Here is a 20,056-nt window from a genome sequence, read left to right as displayed (position 1 = left end):
GTCGATGTTATTGACGCCTGCGGTTGTCCACAATTCCCGGCAACGCTGTCCACAGCCGTCCGTTCCGGGTACACGCCGGTGGAAGCCGGGCCATATGATGTCACCCGGTTTCGGGGAGATTCACTCACAGCGGCGGCCGAGGCCGCCACGACTGGGGAGGTCAGCCGACTGTGGCCACCACAGGGACCGGCTTTACAGACAGTGATGGCAACGGCACGCCGCCGCCCGCGGCGGCGCCGGACGATCTCGCGGCGCGACGCCGTTCCCGCCGACTCCGAGGTGGACTCGTCACCGTCGCCACCGTGGCGGCGCTCGCCGCAGCCATGGGGCTCACCGTGCTCGGCATGGGCGCGGCGGACAACGCGGTGGCGAGCTACGACGCGAGTTCGTGGCTGTGGAGCGCGGCCAAGAGCGAGCTGGCCCGGGTCAACGGGGTCACCGGCCGGGTCGACACCCGGATGCAGGTGCCGGAGGGACGGGGCCACCGGATGCAGGTGGTGCAGACCGACCGGCTGCTGATCCTGCGCGACCTGAACACCGGGCAGATCAGCTCGCTCGACCTCGCCACGCTCCAGATCATGGCGACCGCGCGGACCACCGCCGGGATCGGCGTCAACATCGCCCTGCATGAGGACGCCGCCTTCGTGGTCGACGCGGTGCAGGGGACGGTCCGGCAGCTCGACCCCCGGTCGCTGACCCCGATCGGCGAGCAGATCAACTATCCACCGGGGATCACCGGCGGCGACTTCGACGGCACCGGCCGGCTCTGGATCGCCGTACCGAGTGAGGGCACCGTCTCCGCGATCACCCCGGCCGAGCTGCCCGAGTCGGCCGACGGCAGCGGCGGCACCGGCGGCGGGGCCAGCCCGAAGCAGATCCGCAGCGAGGCGGTGGCCGAGCCGAGCCACGACCTGACCGTCTCGACGCTGGACGACGGCGTCGCCGTCCTGGACCGCACCACCAACACGCTGACCACGCTGCGTGGGGACGGGGGGCCGCAGCCGGTGACGCTGCCGCTCACCGGCCCGGGGGCGATGCCGCCACGCACCAGCGGCGAGCAGATCCCGGTCACCGTGATCGACGACCGGGCCGTCGTGGTCGCGGCGAAGGGCGCCGTGGACAAGCAGTTCACCGTCCCCGGCGAGGGGACGCGGCTCAGCCCGGCGGTCGCCTGGGCCGGCCGGTTCTACTGCGCCGACGACGAGGCCGGCAAGATCTACGCCTTCGACCAGGCCGGACAGCTCATCGAGACCATCGAGATGCCGGGCGCCAACGGGCCGCTGGAGCTGGAGGTCCGGGAGAACCACCTCTTCGTCAACGCGCCCAACTCGGACCGGGCGAAGGTGATCGACGACCAGCACCGGGTCCAGGACGTCAACAAGTACGCCAACGACATCCTCGGTGGCGACCCGCCGCAGACTCCTCAGCCGCCTCCGCCGCCGAAGAAGCCGACGGTCAGCAAGCCGGGCGCGCCGAAGTCGGTGACGGCTGCCGCCGGCAACGCCCGCGCCCGGGTGAGCTGGCGGCCGGCCCCCGCGAACGGTTCGGCGATCACCCGGTACGTCGTGGAGGGCGCCGGCAAGACCTTCCAGGTCGGCGCCGACCAGCGCTCGCTGGAGATCACCGGCCTGACCAACGGCGAGACCTACCAGTTCTCGGTGCACGCGGTGAACGCCAAGGGCGCCGGCCCGGCCCGGAAGAGCAACCCGGTGACCCCGACCTCCGAGGTGCCGGACCCGCCGGCCAGCGTCACCGCCGAGGCACGGCCGGACGGCACGGTACGGGTCAGCTGGCCCGCGGCGAACGGCCAGGGTTACAAGATCACCAAGTACGCCGTCACCGCCATCTCGGCCGGAGCGAACGCCCCGGTCGGCGAGGCGACCGGGACCGAGCTGATCATCCCCGCCGGTGAGCTCACCTACGGCAACCAGTACGCCTTCAGCGTCGTCTCGATCAACGAGAAGGGCGCCGGGTCGGCCGCCTCGCCGGTGAGCGGCACCGTGGTGCCGTACACCGCCCCGGCGGCACCGGTCGGCGTCAAGGCCACCACGGTCGGTGACACGAAGGGCGCCATCAGGGTGACCTGGGCCGCCCCGGCCGAGAACGGCCGTCCGATCACCAAGTACCTGGTCGACGCCGGCGGGAAGAAGAGCGAGGTCCCGGCGACCCAGACCCAGGTCACGGTGTCCGGCTTCGGTGACGGGCAGAACGTCCCGGTCCGGGTGCAGGCGGTCAACGAGGCCGGCCCGGGTGCCGTCGCCACCGCGACCGCGCGTACCGTGGCCGCGCCGACGGTGACCATCACCGGCGTCACCACCAGCTACTCCTCGGCCAAGGTCACGTTCACCGTCGACGCGGGCGGTGGGTCGGCGACCTGCTCCGTCACCCCGTCGGGTCGGCCGAAGGTGACCGGCAACTGCTCCAGCATCAACGTCACCGGCCTGACGCCCGGTACGTCGTACCAGTTCACGGTGGCGGCGACCAATGTGGCCGGCACGGGCCAGAAGACGACGAGCAAGGCCACGCCCGCCCTCTACGGGGTCGCCACCTGCAACAACGGCACCGTCGGCGAGGAGCGGACGTACTGCAACGGGGACGGGCCGGGCCGCGACGGCATCGAGGTCTTCTCGGTGCCCCGGCAGGAGAACGGCAAGCAGGTCGGCCGGGCCCAGCGGAACAGCAGGCTGAAGTCGTACTGCAAGGTGCAGGGGCAGGAGATCTACGCCTACGTCTACAACAACCACAAGCGCAGCACCTGGTGGGTCCAGGTCGAGTTCTCGGGCCGGAACTACATCCCGTTCGCCTGGCTCAACCTCGAGAACGGGGACGACATCAGCGTCCTGCCCACCTGCTGACCGCATCACGCCAGTCAGGAGCACCACGACGTGAACCGCCGCGAGCCGCTTACCCAGCACCATGTTCAGGGCTTCGCCAATCTGGCCGCCCGGATCGCCGACAACATCAACTCGGTGGTGCTGGGTAAGCCGCACGTGGTCCGACTGGCACTGACCGCCCTCTTCGCCCAGGGGCACGTCCTCCTCGAGGACGTGCCCGGGGTGGGCAAGACCACCCTGGCCCGGGCCATCGCGGCCACGGTCCGGGGCAAGTGGCGGCGTATCCAGTTCACCCCGGACCTGCTCCCGTCGGACGTCTCCGGGGTGACCATCTTCAACCAGGCGAACCGGGCCTTCGAGTTCCACCCCGGCCCGGTCTTCGCCAACATCGTCATCGCCGACGAGATCAACCGCGCCTCCCCCAAGACCCAGTCGGCACTGCTGGAGGTGATGGAGGAGCGGACCGTCACCGTCGACGGCGTCCGACACCCGGTGCCCCGGCCGTTCCTGGTCGTCGCGACACAGAACCCGGTCGAGATGGACGGGACGTACCGGCTCCCCGAGGCACAGCTCGACCGGTTCCTGGTGAAGCTCTCCGTCGGCTACCCGGACGAGGCGATCGAGGTCGAGGTGCTGCGCGGCGCCACGGTCCGCTCCCCCGAGGCGTTGGAGCCGGTCACCGACACCGCCACCGTCGGGGAGATGATCCGGATGGCGCAGCGGGTCCACATCGCCGACCCGCTCTACGCGTACGCCGTCCGGCTCGCCGCGGCGACCCGCGCCCACCCACACGTCCGGGTCGGGGTCAGCCCCCGCGGGGTCATCGCACTGACCCGGGCCGCCTGCGCGTACGCGCTGCTCGAGGGGCGCGGCTGGATCCTCCCCGAGGATCTCAAGATGCTGGCCGAACCGGTCTTCGCGCACCGGATCCTGCTCACCCCCGACGCCCAGGTACGGGGCATCACCGCGACCGAGGTGCTGTACGAGGCGGTGGCGTCGGTCCCTGTGCCACTGCCGTCGGGGCAGCTCGCCTCGGCACAGACCTGATCCGACCGACACGATGACCATCACCTCGCGCGGAATCGGCCTGTTCGCCGGCGCCGTACTCCTCCTGCTGGTCGGGTTCCGGTTCGGCTACCCGGAACTCGCGTTGCTCGGCACCACCGCGGTGATCGCGGTCGGCTGTGCGGCCGGCAACGCCACCTGGCGGCCCCGACTCGACGTGACCCGGGTCGCCGACCCCGACCGGGTGGGTCGGGGCGAGCCCGCGACCATGACCCTGACCATCCGCAACCGTGCCCGGCTACGTTCGGCGAACCTCCTTGCCGAGGACCGCTGCGGCGGCCGGCCGGTTCCGGTGCCGCTGCTGCGGCTCCGCCCCGGCCGGGACACCACGGTCAGCTACCCGGTGCCGACCCACCGGCGCGGCGTGGTCACCGTCGGACCACTTCGGATCACCGGCCGGGACGCGCTCGGGCTGATCACCGTCGCCCGGTCGCACGGCGGCACCGTCCAGGTCTGGGTGCACCCCCGCATCCACCCGTTGACCGCCACCCCGTCCGGGGTCACCCGGAGCATGGACGGCCGGGTCGACCGGGTGCCCCAGGGCTCGATCACCTTCGACTCCCTACGCGAGTACGTCGTCGGCGACGAACTGCGCCGGGTGCACTGGCGGACCAGCGCCCGGGTCGGCGAGCTGATGGTGAAGGAGCAGCTCGACACCAGCCTGCCCCGGCTCGTGGTGCTGCTGGACAATCGCGCGGCGGCGTACGCGCGGCCGGTCGACGGGGTGGTCGAGGCGTTCGAGTCGGCCTGCGAGGCGGCGGCCTCGGTGGTGGTGGCGGCCCGACGCGAGGAACTGCCGGTGACGCTGCTGTTCGTCGCCGCCGACCCCGGCGGCGAGTTCCTGGACCGGCTCGCCGCCGCCGAGCTGACGCCCGGCCCCCGGGGCGGTGACGACGATCCCCTGCGGACCGCCACGCTCCGGCTGCGGCAGGAACGGCTCGGCGACACCCTGGTCTTCCTCACCGGGCCGGCGGGTCGGGCCGACCTGGGGTACCTGAACGCGCTGCGGTCGGCGTACCCGTCGGTGGTCGTCGGGGTCTTCGGCGCCGACGGGCCGACGCCGGCCACCGGGGCGGGCATGGTGGTGATCGACGCGGCGGACGGCGCGGAGTTCGCCGCCGAGTGGGACGGGGTCCGCCGGTGGTGAGGTTCCTGCGGGCGCTGGCGGTGCCGCTGGCGCTGGTCGCGATGATCGGGCTCGCCGGTGCGGCGCTCGGCCGGGTGTACGCCGACGCGCTGCTCAGCCAGCTCGTCCTCGGCGCCGCGGTCGGCTCGGTCGGGATCAGCCTGGCCGCCCGGCGGCTGCCGTCCTGGTTGGTCGCCCCGCTGTCGGTGCTGGTGCTGATCGGCTACGCCGGCTTCGCGCTCTGGCTGACCGCGCGGCGGGCCGAGCTGCCGGGCGACTTCGCCACGGTGGCGGCGGACGCCGCCCGCAACGGCATTCCCCGGCTGCTCACCGCGCTGATTCCGGTCGAGCCGACCCCGGACACCGTGATCGTGCCGGTGGTCGCCGCCTGGCTGGCCGGGCTCGCCGGTGCCGAGGTCGGGATCCGGGCCGCCCGGGTGCTGCTCGGGCTGGCCGCCCCGGTCGCGCTGTACGCGGGCGCGCTCTACGTGGTCGGTCCGAACGCCTCACCGGTGCTCTGGATGACGGTGGTCTTCGCCGCCGCCGGGGCGCTGGCGCTGGCGGCCGGTGGGCGACCGGAGCACGCCGACCCGGCGGACGCGGCCGGCGCCGGCCTCACCCCGGCGGTCCGGGCCGCGCTGCGACTGCGGATGTTCGCCAGCACCGCCCTCGGGCTGGTCGTGGTGGTCGGGCTCGCCGCCGCGGTGGCGCCGCTGGTGGCCCGCCGGGTCGGCACCACCCCGGTCGACCCGCGGCGCTACGTGCAACCTCCGCAGGTGGACAGCCTGGACGAGAACCCGCTGATCCGGATCTCCGGCTGGGCGTTGAATCCGGACCAGGTGCTGCTCGAGGTCACCACCCGGGGGTCCGGCGACCCCGCCGGCCAGGCGACCCCGTCCGCCGCACCCGACGGCGGAGACGACTCCGACGACGGAACCGGCTCCGACAGCGAGGATCCGGCGGACGACGGAACCGGCACCGGAGAGCCGGGCGACGAGGCGGGGCCGGCCGGATCGGCGTCGGGGCTGCGGATCCGGCTCGCCGTCCTCAACGACTACGACGGGGTGACCTGGAAGGTCGGCGCCACCTACCGCAACGCCGGCCGGGTGCTGCCCGCCGCCGACCGGGTTCCGAACGCCGAGGTGGAGCGGATCGAGCAGGACATCACCGTCCGCGACCTCACCGGACGGCTACTCCCCGCGGTACCGACCCCGCGCGAGGTCAGCGGCTCCCGGGTGGCGTACGACCAGGCCAGCGGCACGCTGATCCGGCCCGAGGGGCTGACCGAGGGGCTGCGCTACACGGTCGTCTCCGAACGCGAGCGGCCCGACTACAACCTCCTGCCGGGGGCGACCGTGCCCTTCGGTGACGAGGTGGCCCGGTTCCTCCGGGTCGAGCCGGGCGCGCCGGAGCAGATGCAACGCCTCGCCGAACAGTTGGCGGAGGAGAACGGTGCGCCGTACGCCCGGGCGGTGGCGATCGAGACGTTCCTCGCCGAGCACTACCGGCTGGTGGCCGACGCGCCGAGCGGGCACGCCTATCCCAATCTCGGGTTCTTCCTCTTCGGACCGCCGAACGGCGGCGGGCAGCGCGGCACCTCCGAGCAGTTCGCCGCCGCGTTCGCCGTACTCGGCCGGATGATGGGGCTGCCGACCCGGGTGGTCGTCGGCTTCCAGGCGCCGCCCGGCACCGGCCCGGTCCGGGGCGCGGACGCGCTGGCCTGGCCGGAGGTGCTCTTCGACGAGCTCGGGTGGGTGCCGTTCAACCCACTCCCGCTGCCGAACACCCAACCCCGGCCCGTCGAGCAGGACTTCAAGCCGGAGCCGGAGGATCCGACCCCGCCACCAGAGGAGCCGAGCCAGCCCCCGCAGGCGACCCCGGAGTCGACTCCGGAGCCGGCGGCGGCGCCAGGCGGCTCCCGCGGTCCGGGGGTGCCGGTCCTGGTCGGTGGCGGCACCGGAGGTCTGCTGCTGGTACTGGTCGGGCTGGCGCTGACGGTCGTCGCGCTGCGCCGGGCACAGCGACGCCGCCGCCTCGCCGAGGGGACACCGGCCCAGCGGATCGCCGGCGCCTGGCGGGAGGTGACCGACGCGCTGCGACTCGCCGGGCGGCCCGTTCCCGACCACCTGGCCGCCACCGAGGTCGCGGCCCACGCCCGGTCGAGCCTGGCCGGGACGTCCGATGCCGACGGCCCGGAAGCCGATTCCGGCGGCCCGGATGCCGGATCCGCCACGCCGGCCCGGCGCCGTCGCCACACCCGGGGCGGCAACGCCGGGCGGCCGCCGCTGCGGAGCGCGACCCCACCCGTGGACGACCTGGCGGAGCTGGTCAACCTGGCCGCGTTCGCGCCGGGTCACGCCACGGAGGAGCAGGCCCGCCGGGCCGCCGAGCTGGCCGTCGCGTACGCCGACGAGCTACGGGCCAGCCGGCCCTGGTGGCGGCGGGTGCTCTGGTCCCTGCACCCCGGGCCACTGCGCTGGCGCGACTGACCGACCCGGGACGCGGTTCCGGACAGCCTCGACGACCCTCGTCTTCCCTGAAACAGACCCTGATTGGCCAGCCGAACGCAAACCTGTTCTGCGAGAGTGGTTGGCACGCGGGGAGAAGGCCACGCCGGCGTAGGGCCGGCTGCCGGCCACCTGGTTGACAAGGCGGATGCGGCGGGGCTAGTACCGCAACGGCACTGTCATGGGTAGCCGTGTCGCCGGTAGTGGCGGAGTCGGGCTTGGTGTTGGCGTCGGCGGTGCCATCTTGACCAGGCCCACACGTGTTGTGGTGGGTGGGTTTGTCGCACTGTCAGTGCGGTGAGGAGTCGTCGGATCTCCGGTACGGTGTAGCCGATCATCATGCCGTCGCTGGGGCTGGTTCCCCATGCTCGACCACATAGTCCCGCACGCGTCACGAACGGCGTCGACGTCCCAGTCCGCCCGCCGTAACCGGCGCTGAAATGCGTTGCGCCAACCACCGACCAGGGTACGCAGGCGGTGCGCGCGCCGGTCGGGCAGCGGTCAGCCGGCTCGGCGGGGTACCACCCGGTGTGCACTACCCAGCACCAGCCCGGTGACCAGCGCCGCGGTCCCGGCGATACCGGCGGCGCTGCCGGCGTACGCGAGCAAGAGCTGACGCTGGCTCAACTCCGCGGGCGAGACCGCCTGCATACCGTCGGCCCAGACGAACGCCGCCGCAGCCACCAGCAGCAGCGCCAGCCCACCGGCGATGAGCACGGCCCTCGCCACCGGATGCCGATCGGCGGGCGTCGCCTCCGCGGATTCGTTCCCGCCGAGCAGCAGGACGAGACTGGCCGCCGTCGCCCAGGCACCGACCACCAGCAGGGCGGCCACCGCGTCACTCGGCCGGTGCCAGCCCGCCGAAAGCGTGGCCACACCGGTGAGCCCCGCGTACCCGGCGCCGAACAGCGCGGCCCAGCCGCGCAGCCGGGGTGGCAGGACCATCACCAGCGCCACCGCCACCGAGGCGGCCACGGTGGTGTGTCCACTGGGCAGGCTGTTGCCCGGTGCCGCCGGACTCGGGTCGACTCCGAGATCGGGACGCTCGATGGTGTGTTTGAGGACCTGGGTGCTGACGTTCGCGCCGACGATGAGCAGGATCGCCGCCACCGCCAGCGCGCTCCGGCCACGGAGCAGCGCGATGGAACCGATGATGGCGGTGGCGGCCAGGAGCGAGAGCAGGGAGACCGCGTTGAGCACAACGTCGAGCACCCCGGCGATCCAATGCCAGCCGATGAAGGTGCCGTGGAACGCGATGGTGTCCAGCAGCTGACCGCGCGCGGTGCGGACGGCGAACCACCAGACGGCGGCCAGAACGATGATCTGCGCGACGGTCGACAGCGCTAGCCACCCGGCGGTCGACCGCCGGCTACCCCCATGCATGGCGACACCGTAGCCACGGCTCCGGATGCCCGGTACCACGATCCGGCAAACGGTCGGCGGCGACCGACCCAGGAAGTGACCGGATCAATGACGGAAGACATGGGGACGACCGGACGGGGAAGCGACCGGGCTGGGGGAGCGGCCGGACCACGCGAGAAGGCGGCCGGATCGCGACCGGTGCCCGGAGACACGACCGGGCGGGCGGCACCCGGGGTGCCGCCCGCCCGGCGGGCGGTGCTGCTGCCCCGTCCCGGCAGGCGGGGGACGGGAGTGGCGGGTCCGGCCGAACCGCTGCGTTGGCCAACTCGGCCGGACCCGCCACGGGTGGCCTGACCGTGGGAATCAGGCCCGTCTGTCAGACCGGCGTCAGCCGATCAGCCGGTCGTAGTCGTGCAGTGCCATCGCGACGTCGACCTGAGCCCAGAACCGGTGGTAGGTGAACGTCGGAGCCGGCCCGCCGTTCAGGTACGCCTGCACCTTGGGCCAGTCCGGGTCGCGCTCGAGGAACGACCGGATGCTGAGGAAGGTCGAGTTGGAGTTGATCGGGTCACCGTTCGGCATGGTCCCGGTGAAGTCCGGCGGGATGTAGAGACCCTGCCCGGTGCTGCTGTCGTACCGGTCGTCGAAGCGGTTGTAGTCCTCCCTGGTCTCCGGGACCGCGACGCCCTTCTCGTCCTTGTGCTGGAGAACGGCGTCGAGCAGCGCCTTCGCGGTGGCCTTCGCCTGGGCGTCACCGGACTTGGCGCCGTAGTAGACCAGCGTCCGGGCGTACGCGCCGGCGACCCCCACGTCCTGGGTGTAGTCCACGACCTCGACGTGCAGGTTGCTGTTGTCGACCGAGGTGGTGCTGGCGGTCCAGTTGCCACCCGGCTGACCGCTCCACCGCAGCGTCGACGGGATCTGGTAGCTCGCCCCGTCGACCGTGGTGTGCGAGATCGCCCAGTCGACCCACTTGTCCAGCAGCGCCTTGGCCCGGGCGTCACCGGTCTCGTGGTAGTACTCCGCGACCCGCTCCATGCTCCAGGCCTGGAAGCCGAACCACTGGTTCGACGGCGGGTCGTGGTAGACCGGCTTCTCGTCGTACGTCATGCCGTAGAAGGTCGGCACCCCGGCCGGACGCGGGCTGTAGTCGCCGTTCCAGCTGTTGGTGGCGCCACCGGCGATCGCACCCTCGGCCGACTGGAGCCAGGTGTAGAAGTCGAGCTGCCGGTCGAGGCTGGTCTCCCAGTCCGCCTGCGCGGTCGGCGACCGCGGGATCAGCTCGGGCACCGTGGAGAGCGCCCACGCCGCGAACGGGTTCTGGTAGCCGCCGTGGTTGTGGCTGGAGCCGATCCGCCACGCCCAGCTGCTGCTGCCACCCTGCGAGCCGCCCCAGGCGTAGTACCAGCTCAGCAGGTACGCGGCGCTGTTCTTGCCGGTGCCGGCGGGGCAGGACGGCGAGTCACACCCGGGCTGCTTGAAGTACTTGTCGTACATCGCGTAGCGCAGGTAGTCGCCCATCTTCGCGGCGTTGGCGATGGTGGCGCTGATCTGTCCCTCGTTGCCCTGCTCCTTGGCCCACTTCAGCGCCCAGTACGCGGCCTGCACGGCGCGGGCGTCGGCGTCGGGGGCGTTGGTGTAGCGCCACTGCTGGGCGTACGACTGGTCACCGATGAAGATCGGCAGGTAGCCGTTCGGCCCACCGAACGCGAAGGTCTCGCAGGAGGGGTGGGCGACGGTCTCCCAGACCGACTCCTGCGGGCCCCGCTGGTAGGTGTTGATGTACGCGGGCTTGGTGGTGCCGTCACCGCACCTGCCGTACCCGTAGACGTTGTCCACGTCGAGCAGCCAGTGCATGCCGTAGATCCGGCCGCTGTTGTAGGTGGACTGCAGCTCCTGGGCCAGCGGGTCCTGACCGACCCGGACGTTGGGGTCGAGCTTGCCGCCCTGCTGCGGGTAGAGGTCGGGGCGGGACGCCTCCGGCGCGTAGTCCGCCGGGTCGCTCGGGTTGTAGTTCGACTGGGTCTCGGACGGGATGATGTACCGGTCCATGACCTGCCAGGCCTGGTTGAACGGACCCCAGTTGCCGGTCACCCGGCCGTACATCGCCTCGAGGAAGAGCCAGTAGCTGAACGCCTCGGAGGTGGTCTCGTGCCCGTGGTCCGGGGCCTCGACCAGCAGCGTCTCCACGGAGTGGTACGGCACGCCCTCGGGGCTGAAGTACCCGTTCGCCGGATTCTTGATCTTGTTGTAGAGCTCCAGGAACTCCTCGCCGTACTCGCCGCCCGGGCCGCCGTCGCCCTCGTCGTCGATGACGGTCACGGCGGTGACCGACGGGGTGCGTCCCGGCGCGCTGGCGGTGATGGTCGCGGTGTCGTTGGTGCTGTCCTCGTCCTGGGCGGCGTTGACCGTGACGTTGACCCCGGTGTTCCAGTTCTGCGGGGTGATGGTCACGCTGGACTGCTCGAGGGTCACGTCGTCGTCACCGGTCTTGCTCAGCGAGACCGTCACGTCGCTGGTCGGTGCGGCGCTGAGCCGGACGTTCAGGTCGCCGCTGCCGCCCTCGGCGAGCTGGAGGGTCGCGGGGGTCACGACGCTCGCCTGGCTGCTGCCGGTGACGGTGAAGACCACCTCGTCGGTGCCGGTGAGCCCTTCGCTGTCGTACGCGCGGACCTGGGCGGTGTACGACCCGGCAGGCAGCGCGCTGTTGGTGTAGCTGTACGGCGCGCTGGTGTCGGTGCCGACCAGCAGGCCGTTGCGGTAGAACTCGACCCGCTCGACCGGGCCCTCGGCGTCGCTCGCCGTGGCCTCGATGGTGACGTCGGCCGGTGCGGTGAAGGTCGCGTTGTTGGCCGGGCTGGTGATCTGGACGGTCGGGGCGGTGTTCTGCGCGCCGTTACAGGTCACGCCGTTCACCCTGAAGGAGTTGGGGCTGTCGTTGGTGCCGGAGTACGACCCGTTGAAGCCGATGGTGGTCGACGCCCCGGTGCCGAGGTTGCCGTTCCACGGCATGTTGGTCGCGGTGACGTTCGCGCCGGACTGGCTCCACTCGGCCGACCAGCCCTGGGTGATGCGCTGGTTGCCCGGGAACGTGAATTCGAGGCGCCAGCTGGTCATCGGGTCGCCGAGATTCCGGATCGTCAGGTTGGCGGTGAATCCGGTGTCCCAGCTATTGGTGGTGTAGGTGACGTCGCAGGCGGGGGCGGCCTGGGCGGTACCGGGAGCGACAGCCACACCCCCCACCGCCAGTACGCCGGCGGCGGCCATCGCCACCCGGCGTCTTCCTAACCTCAACTTCATTCGTGCTTCTCCTCGCGGACCAGCCGCGGCGTACCGCGGCGGGGACGCCTCCCCGCGCGGACAACGGCGCGCATGACGGAAGACGTCGGAATGGTGGTGGTCAGACCCGTCCCGGACCGGGGTCGGTGGACGCCGGAGGAGACGCCGGACGCGGCGGCTCCGGTCGGTGCAAGGGGGGCGCCGTACCGATGTCGGATGCCCTCGGCGGCCCCTGATCGCGTCGGTGTGGCTCCCAGCCGCGATAGTTCGACAGTGTTGCATGGGAGCGCTCCCGGCGGCAAGTGCGACCCCCGATGCTCCACTTCAGAGGGTCGAAAAGCCCGCTGAGCTGGGCGACAGTGGATCGCGCGAGCGCGAGCGGGCTTCCGCCGCATTCGCCAGATGTTTCGATCTCATTTTGGGTCTTTCACAAACCCGTGACGCGGGCTACAGTCCAACCAACGTCGATGGGAGCGCTTCCATTGATGAGCCTGTAACTAGCGTGCATCCGCACGAGACGGAGACCGGAGAGGCTCGGCGCCCACCGGGCCGTTCTCCCTCCGTTGGCGGGCTACCCGCACCGTGGGGTAGCCGCCGACCGCTCAGCCACGGGGCTGACGGCGGGCCAGCCCGGACTCCGCCGCCAGCCATCCTCACCACCGTCGAGAGGAGGTGGAACCAGAGCCACTCGCGTGGCCCGGCTCCCGCGCGGCACGCACGACCCGGACGCCAATTCCGTTCGTGTGTGTTGGTAACTCACGGTGGGGACGGGGGTTGCCCTCCCCGTCCCCACACTACCCCCGGGCAACCAGGGGGTATTTCGGTCATCGGTATCGCCACCCGGGGCGGCACCGACCGACCGAAGCGTCATCACTCTCCGGCGACCGGCCCGTCGCACCGCGACGCCCGGTCGCCTTGCTCATGGCGCACGTGGGGGGGACGGGCAGTGGACGAGGCCCAGACCCGCCACTGCCACCCGAACATCCCATACGCAAACGCCTCGGTGATCGCTTACGCTCTCCCGTGGGAGCGCTCCCGAAGCGTCTGCGGAGGGCCCCACACACGAGGAGACAGCATGTCCGTACTGACCCGGCGGCATCTGCTGCGCCGCGCCGCGTTATCCGCCAGTGCCGCCCCGGCCGTCCGCCTCTCGGTCGGCTCGGCCGCCCGCATGTCGGCCGGCTCGGCCGCCCGCATGTCGGCCGGCTCGGCCGCCCGCATGTCGGCCGGCTCGGCCGTCACCGCCGGCACCGGCGCCGCCCTCACCGGCTGCGGCACCGACTCCGAGTCCGACCCGGAACGGCACACGTCGCCGGAGGCCCGGCTCGGCCTCCGCTTTCCGGAGGGCTTCGGCTGGGGAGCGGCCACCTCGGCGTACCAGATCGAGGGCGCGGCCAAGGACGACGGGCGTGGCGAGTCGATCTGGGACACCTTCAGCCACACCCCGGGCCGGGTCCGCGGCGGCGACACCGGCGACATCGCCGCCGACCACTACCATCGCTACCTCGGCGACCTCGACCTGATGCGGGAACTGGGGCTGCGCACCTACCGCTTCTCGATCTCCTGGCCCCGGATCCAGGCCGACGGCACCGGTACGCCGAACCAGCGCGGCCTCGACTTCTACCGGCGCCTGGTGGACGGCCTGCACCAGCGCGGGATCGCCCCGATGGCCACCCTCTTCCACTGGGACCTGCCGCAGTCCCTCCAGGACCGTGGCGGCTGGGAGTCCCGGGAGGTCGCCTACCGCTTCGCCGACTACGCCGAGGCGGTCTTCACCGCGCTCGGCGCCGCGGTCCCGGTCTGGCTGACCATCAACGAGCCGAAGACGGTGGTCCAGAACGGCTACCTGGGCGGGCACCACGCACCCGGCCTGCGCGACCCCTCGGCCGCGTACCTCGTCGCCCACCACCTGCAACTCGCGCACGGGCTCGCGGTGCAGGCGTATCGCGCCACCGGCAACGACGGCCGGATCGGACCGGCGCTGAACCTGCACCCCTGCTACCCGGCGGACGACAGCCCGGGCGTCGAGGAGGCGACGCGGCTCTACGACGGCTACGAGAACCGCCTCTACCTCGACTCGATCTTCAAGGGGGCGTACCCGGCCGACGTCCTCGCCGACCTCGGCCCCGACAGCCGGATGGTGCGCGGGATCCGCGACGGCGACCTACAGGTCATCTCGGCGCCGGTGGACCTGCTCGCCGTGCAGTACTACACCCCGATCTACGTCACCGCCGCCGGCGGCACCGTACGGAAGTGGCCGACCTCGCTGGCGAGCTGGCAGCAGATCTTCCCGGACGGGATGTACGACATCCTGACCCGGGTGACCCGCGACTACGGCGACATCCCGCTCACCATCACCGAGAACGGCCTGCCCACCCCCGACGTCCTCGCCGCCGACGGCAGCGTGGACGACCCGGGCCGGATCGCGTTCCTCCGCGACCACCTCGCCGCCGCGCACCGGGCCATCGCCGACGGCGTGCCGCTGGAGAGCTACCACGTCTGGTCCCTGATGGACAACTTCGAGTGGAACGAAGGGTACGACCAGCGCTGGGGACTGATCTACATCGACTACCCGACCCAGCGCCGGGTGCTGAAGCGCAGCGCCCACTGGTACCGCCGGGTGATCGCCGAGAACGCGATCTGACCCGTCCGGCGTACGGCCACGCCAGGAGGCGGGGTGGTCGGCGCGTACCCCACCGAGAAGCGTATGGAAGTCCCGAGCCTGACCAGACGCCACGTCACCGAGGCCGAACTCCGGTCCCTGATCCGCCGCGCGTTCGGTGACCGCGCCGAACTCGACGCGTGGACCGGATTGACCGGGGAACCTTCACCGCGGCGTACGGCGTCCGGCTGGCCGACGGGACCGACCTCGTCCTCAAGGTCGCGCCCCCGCCGGAGCTGACGTTGCCCAGCCACGAGGTCGACCTGATGCGGACCGAGGTCGACGTCTACCGCCGGGCCGCCCGGGTCGGGGTGCCCGTGCCGGAGGTGCGGTACGCCGGCGCAGCTCGCCGCCGTACGGCCCCACCATGCCCGAGGTGCACCGGGCCGAGATCGCCGCCCACACCGCCTGCCTGCACACCGTGACCGGACCCGACCCGGTCGACCGGAGTGCACCGACCCGGTCGAGCGGGGTGCGCCGACGGCGCGGGGGAGCCGACCGTCCGCTCGGGCGGCTCCCCGCCGGGGCACCGTGGCGGCCGTGACCGACGGCCCGGTCAGCGTGGCAGGGCCTGCTGCAGCTCGGCGCGCAGGGCCGGGGTGAGCATCTCGCCCGCCGCCTTGGCCAGCTTCGCCATCTCGTAGCCCACCACACCGATGTCGGCGTCCTTGGCGGCGAGCACGGCCAGAATCGAGCCGTCCCGGATCTGCATCACCAGGAAGTAGCCTCGGCCCATCTCGACCACCGTCTGCTTGACGACGTCCCCGTCGAACATCTCGGCGGCGCCGGCGGTGATGCTGCACAACCCCGAGGTGACCGCGGACAGCTTGTCCGCGTGGTCCCGGGGCAGGTGGTCCGAGACCGCCACCAGCAGACCATCAGCGGAGACGACGATGGCGTGCGCCACCCCCGGCACCCGCTCGGTAAAGCCGCTGACCAGCCAGTTCAGATCCTTCGCCGCTTGACTGAGCGTGCTCAATACCTACTTCTCCTCTTCGCTGCCCGCGCCGGCTGGCGCCACCGGTATCACCATCGTGTCCTCACTCTCGGCACGCCGGATGCCACGGTAGTACCGCGACAACATCCCGCCTACCTGCTCCGGGTCCGGTTCCTCGCGTCGTACGGGCACCTTGGGTTGGGCCGGTCCGGTAGTGGTCGGCAACTGGGCCATCGGCACCCGGATCGGCAACCCCCGGGAGTTGACGCCGCCGGTCACCGGAACCGCCGGAGGGGCGTCGGAGTGCGACGTCGCGGCCGGACCGGCCGCCGTACCCGAGGCGGACCGCCCACCCTGCCGGGACCACCAGGTGCTGGGCCGCTCCCGCTCGCTGCTCGCCGCGCCGAGCACGTCCTCGGCCCGGGTGGGATTCTCCCGGCGGACGGTCCGGCCCGCCGCACTGTCCGCACCGGCGGAACCGTCGCCCGGCGCGCCCGCGGGTGCGGCCGGCGGACGACCGGCGCTCTGCGGGCCGGCGACCGCGCCCGCCACGGTGGTGAGCATCCGTCGCTCGGGACCGCGTTCCGGGGCCGCCGGAGCGGGCGCCAGCAGGCTCGGCGGCACCAGCACGCTGGCGACCAGGCCGCCGCGCCCGGTCGGCGCGAGCCGCACCTGGACGCCCTGGCGGGCCGCCAGGTGGCTGACGACGAACAGGCCCATCCGCTCCGACGCGGCGACGTCGGCGGCCGGCGGCTCCGCGAGGACCTCGTTCGCCTCCTCCAGTGCCTTCGGGCTCATCCCGAGACCCTCGTCGACGATCTCCAGCAGGACTCCGCCGTCCGGCCGCGCCGTCGCCCCGACCTGCACCAGCGTCTCCGGCCGGGAGAACGAGGTCGCGTTCTCCAGCAGCTCGGCGAGAAGGTGGACGAGGTCGGCGACCGCGTGCCCGACGACGTGCAGCGCGTCGTCGGCGTCGTGCCGGACCCGCTGGTACTGCTCGATCTCGGCGACCGCGGCGAGGATGACCGTGGAGAGCGGCACCGGCCGGTTCCACCGGCGGGTCGCCTCGGTACCGGCCAGCACCAGCAGGCTGTCGTCGTTACGCCGCATCCGGGCGGCGAGGTGGTCGAGCTTGAAGAGGTTCGCCAGCTGGTCCGGGTCGCTCTCGTCCCGCTCCAGTTCGTCCAGCAGCTCGAGCTGGCGCTCGACCAGCACCTGGCTGCGCCGGGCGAGGTTGACGAACATGGCGTTGACGTGGCGACGCATGGTGGCCTGCTCCAGCGCCAGCGACACCGCGCTGCGGTGCACCGCCACGAAGGCCTCCGCCACCTCGCCGATCTCGTCCATCGACCGGACGTCGGCCGGTGGCACCTCGATCGTGGTCGTCGTCGGGTCGGCGGTACGCAGCCGCTCCAGCGTCTCCGGCAGCTCGATCTGGGCCACCCGCAACGCCTGGTTGCGCAGCATCCGCAGCGAGCGGGCGATGGAACGGCCGATGACGACCGAGGTCAGCAGCGCGGCCACCAGGACCGCCAGGACACCGCCGGCGGTCAGCATCGTCCGCCGCAGTTGCGCGGCGCTGCGCCGGTCGGCCTCCCGGATCGCGTCGTCGAGCACACCGACCTCCACCTGCCGCAGCAGCTCCTGCCGGTGTACGCTCGCCGTCCACCACTCGCCCGGTTTCAGCAGAGCGGCACCGCGCTCGCCGGCGGCGATCGTGCTCTCCTCCAGCTTCACCGCCGCCACGAAGTTGGGGTCGGCGGCGACGGCCGCGTACCGCTGGATCTGCTGATCCGTCGCCGAGAGGCGGAAGCCGGCGATCCCACTGAGCTGCTGGGCCCGCAGGTCGGCCAGCTTGACCAGGTCGACCGAGTCGTAGTGACCGGCCCGGGCGGCGGCGTACAGCTCAGCCCGGATCCGTGAGTTGATCTCCTTGACCCAGGCGAACTCGACGTACCGCTGCACGGTGTCGGCCAGCTCCGGACGGCTGGTTCCGGGCGACGGCTCGGCCAGCAACACCAGCAGCGCCTCGATCGTCCGGTCGTACTCGGCCAGGATCGGGTCCGGGGTCAGCCCGGCGGCCGGCACCGCGGCCCGGATCTCGGGCAGCCGCTTGAGCGCCTCGTCGGCCCGGTCGTACGAGATCCGCCAGGAGACCTCCCCCTGGGCCAGCGGGGCCGCCGCCTCCCGGAACCGGACGATCGCCTGGTCCGAGACCGGATAGACCGGCTCCAGCGCGGGCAGCGGCTGCCCCGGCTCGATCCGACCGGGCGACACGGAGAGCGCCGCCAGCTCTCCGGCGGTCTGGTCCCGCTCCCGCTGAAGTTCGTGGATGAGCCCGGTGATCTCCCGGCCGACCCGAACCTGGTCGGCGAACTCGTCCAACAGGTCCGCCTGGCTGACCAGCGTCGCCGTCTGGACCCCGGCGACCACCAGGAACGCCACCGAGGGGACGACCAGCACCGCCGCAAGCTTGCTCCGCATCCGCCAGTCGCGCAGCCGGAACAGAGAACGGCGCCGATGGGGAACGATCCGGACGTCAAGACGGCGCCGACGGTGTCGCGAGACGGCCCCGTGCGACGGGTCCGGGGCAACCGCCACCATGCCTCCTACCGTCGTCGAAGCACCAGTGCGCCAATGAGCGCGAGTCATTTCAAATCAGGCGTGGTCCCGCTGTCAATGATCTGGCAACGGAAACAGGTCACGAAGAATACTGCCGGAGATCACCCCGTGTCGCTGTTCCCGACATACCCTCGTCCGTCCGGACGATCCGGTCCACACCCGATGCCCCGTCCAGCCGCCCGATCGCCACCAGCGCCGCGCCCACCGCACCGATCTCCGGATTGCGGGCGTGCCAGACCTCGCGGGGCGCCAGCGCGACCGCGAACGCCTGCCGCCACCAGGCCGAGGCGGCCACCGCACCGCCACCGAGCACCGCCTCGACCCGATGGTCCAGAGTGGACTCGATCGTGGAGACGACGTCGTCGGTCTGGGCGCAGAGCGCGGCCATCAGGCCGGCCAGGATCTCCACGGCCGTCGTGTTCAGACCGATCCCGGCCAGCACCCCGGAGCCACCCGGAGCCTGCCCCGGGGGCCGGTCGCCGCCGAGCCGGGGATCCGCCCGGACGGGTCCGCCGCTCGGCGGCACCCTGGCCAACGCCCGGTCCAGCTCCGGTCCCTCGGGCAGGCGCAGTTCGCGGCGTGCCCAGGCGTACAGACTGCCGCCGTCGGAGAAGGCACCACCGGTGACCACGTGATCGTGGTCCATCCGGTAGCGCCAGAGCTGGTCGGGCAGGGGCGGCAGCTCTCCGCCGGCCGGGGCGAACTGGACCAGCCGCACCGCCGCCGAGGTGCCGACCGTGACCGCGACCCGGCGGGTGTCGTAGCAGCCGCAGCCGATGTTGGAGGCGGCCCCGTCGCCCAGCGGCGGCGCCCACCGGGCCGCCCGCAGCGCCGGCCAGCGGGTGGCGTAGTCCGGCCGCAACCGTCCACTCCACCGCGGCGGGGCCAGCGTCGGCAGCTCGCCCGGCCGGACCCCGGCCAGCTCGCACGCCTCCGGGTCCCAGTCGAGGGCGCTGAGGTCGAGCAGGCCGGTGCCGGAGGCCTGGGAGACCGACATGACCGACTCGGTGAGCAGCCGGCCGAGGACGTACTCGACCAGGCCGGCGAAGCGGATCGGGCCGCCGCCCAGCTGTTCCCGCAACCACGGCAGGCGTATCGACCAGTAGACCCGGTGCCACCACGTCCCGGTCCGCTGGTGGAAGGCGTCCGGGTCCGCCGGCCCCGGAACGCCGGCCGGGGCGACGGGTCGGGTGTCCAGCCACGTCAGCACCGGGCCGCGTGGGTCGCCGCCCGGGTCGAGCGGGACCACCGAGTGCCACTGTGCCGCGGTGGCGACCAGTTCGACGCCGTCCAGGTGACCGGCGTCGGAGAGGTCGTCGAGGCACGCGACGAGCGCGGCGAGGTACGCCGGCCCGTCGATCGTGGCCACGCCCCCGTCCCGGATCTCGAGCGGAATCCTGCGCCGGGCCAGCGCGTCCGGCAGCGGCCGGGCGCCGGCATCCAGCACCAGGCCGCGTACCGACGACGTACCCAGGTCGAGAGCGAGAATCCTCATCGACGGAAACCGTACCCGCTCCGGGTGCCGCTGATGTCGCGGTCGCGCAGGCCTGAGCCGGCGGGGCGACACCGCCGGCCGACCGGGCGGTCGCGACGCGGGCCGGCGGTCGCCGGGCGCTCGTGACGCGGGCGGTGGGACGTCCGGCGGCGCCGGGCGCCCGTCGC

General features: G+C 72.4%; 11 protein-coding genes. 6 read left to right on the top strand and 5 right to left on the bottom strand.

The genetic code is table 11. From position 1 onward, the window contains the following. Nucleotides 1–170 precede the first annotated feature (170 nt). Genes EF879_RS20325 through EF879_RS20310 form a run of 4 tightly spaced genes read left to right on the top strand, consistent with a single transcriptional unit; the run spans nucleotide 171 to nucleotide 7,514 of the window. Nucleotides 171–2,855: a fibronectin type III domain-containing protein gene (locus tag EF879_RS20325; RefSeq protein WP_233604618.1), complete on the top strand. Its 2,685-nt coding sequence runs from the start codon at nucleotides 171–173 to the stop codon at nucleotides 2,853–2,855. Between the two features lie 30 nt (nucleotides 2,856–2,885). Beyond that, the gene (locus EF879_RS20320; protein WP_123560981.1) at nucleotides 2,886–3,881 is read left to right on the top strand and encodes a MoxR family ATPase; all 996 of its coding nucleotides are present in this window, start codon (nucleotides 2,886–2,888) and stop codon (nucleotides 3,879–3,881) included. 13 nt (nucleotides 3,882–3,894) lie between these two features. Further along, nucleotides 3,895–5,046: a DUF58 domain-containing protein gene (locus EF879_RS20315; RefSeq protein WP_123560979.1), complete on the top strand. Its 1,152-nt coding sequence runs from the start codon at nucleotides 3,895–3,897 to the stop codon at nucleotides 5,044–5,046. Nucleotides 5,047–5,087: 41 nt separating this feature from the next. Then, nucleotides 5,088–7,514, top strand: a complete 2,427-nt coding sequence (locus EF879_RS20310) for a transglutaminase domain-containing protein (protein ID WP_123561292.1) — start codon at nucleotides 5,088–5,090, stop codon at nucleotides 7,512–7,514. Between the two features lie 519 nt (nucleotides 7,515–8,033). Here EF879_RS20310 and EF879_RS20305 read toward each other — a convergent pair. Beyond that, a complete protein-coding gene (locus tag EF879_RS20305) occupies nucleotides 8,034–8,915 on the bottom strand; it encodes a phosphatase PAP2 family protein (RefSeq protein WP_123561290.1) in 882 nt (293 codons plus the stop codon). 366 nt (nucleotides 8,916–9,281) lie between these two features. After that, nucleotides 9,282–12,194 (bottom strand): glycoside hydrolase family 48 protein, encoded by a 2,913-nt coding sequence (locus tag EF879_RS20300; RefSeq protein ID WP_123560977.1) that lies wholly within the window; start codon nucleotides 12,192–12,194, stop codon nucleotides 9,282–9,284. A gap of 1,054 nt (nucleotides 12,195–13,248) precedes the next feature. On the opposite strand from EF879_RS20300, the gene EF879_RS20295 reads away from it, so the two are divergent. After that, nucleotides 13,249–14,817, top strand: coding sequence for a GH1 family beta-glucosidase (locus tag EF879_RS20295; RefSeq protein ID WP_233604617.1), 1,569 nt, complete (start codon nucleotides 13,249–13,251; stop codon nucleotides 14,815–14,817). Between the two features lie 158 nt (nucleotides 14,818–14,975). Further along, entirely contained in the window at nucleotides 14,976–15,260 is a 285-nt protein-coding gene (locus EF879_RS20290; RefSeq protein ID WP_123560975.1) for a hypothetical protein, read from the top strand. 131 nt (nucleotides 15,261–15,391) lie between these two features. Here the strand turns inward: EF879_RS20290 and EF879_RS20285 are convergent, their stop codons facing one another. The 3 genes from EF879_RS20285 to EF879_RS20275 form a co-directional block, all read right to left on the bottom strand. Then, nucleotides 15,392–15,814 carry a roadblock/LC7 domain-containing protein gene (locus tag EF879_RS20285; protein WP_123560973.1) on the bottom strand — a complete coding sequence of 141 codons (423 nt, stop codon included), beginning with the start codon at nucleotides 15,812–15,814 and terminating at the stop codon, nucleotides 15,392–15,394. A 3-nt stretch (nucleotides 15,815–15,817) separates the two neighbouring features. Continuing rightward, complete coding sequence (locus tag EF879_RS20280; protein WP_233604616.1) at nucleotides 15,818–18,256, bottom strand: nitrate- and nitrite sensing domain-containing protein; 2,439 nt, start codon at nucleotides 18,254–18,256, stop codon at nucleotides 15,818–15,820. Nucleotides 18,257–18,473: 217 nt separating this feature from the next. Continuing rightward, nucleotides 18,474–19,889, bottom strand: a complete 1,416-nt coding sequence (locus EF879_RS20275; RefSeq protein WP_123560970.1) for an FGGY family carbohydrate kinase — start codon at nucleotides 19,887–19,889, stop codon at nucleotides 18,474–18,476. Nucleotides 19,890–20,056 lie beyond the last annotated feature (167 nt).

The organism is Micromonospora sp. HM5-17, from assembly GCF_003762835.1.
GTDB lineage: Bacteria > Actinomycetota > Actinomycetes > Mycobacteriales > Micromonosporaceae > Plantactinospora.
This window is presented reverse-complemented; position numbering and strand designations above follow the sequence as displayed.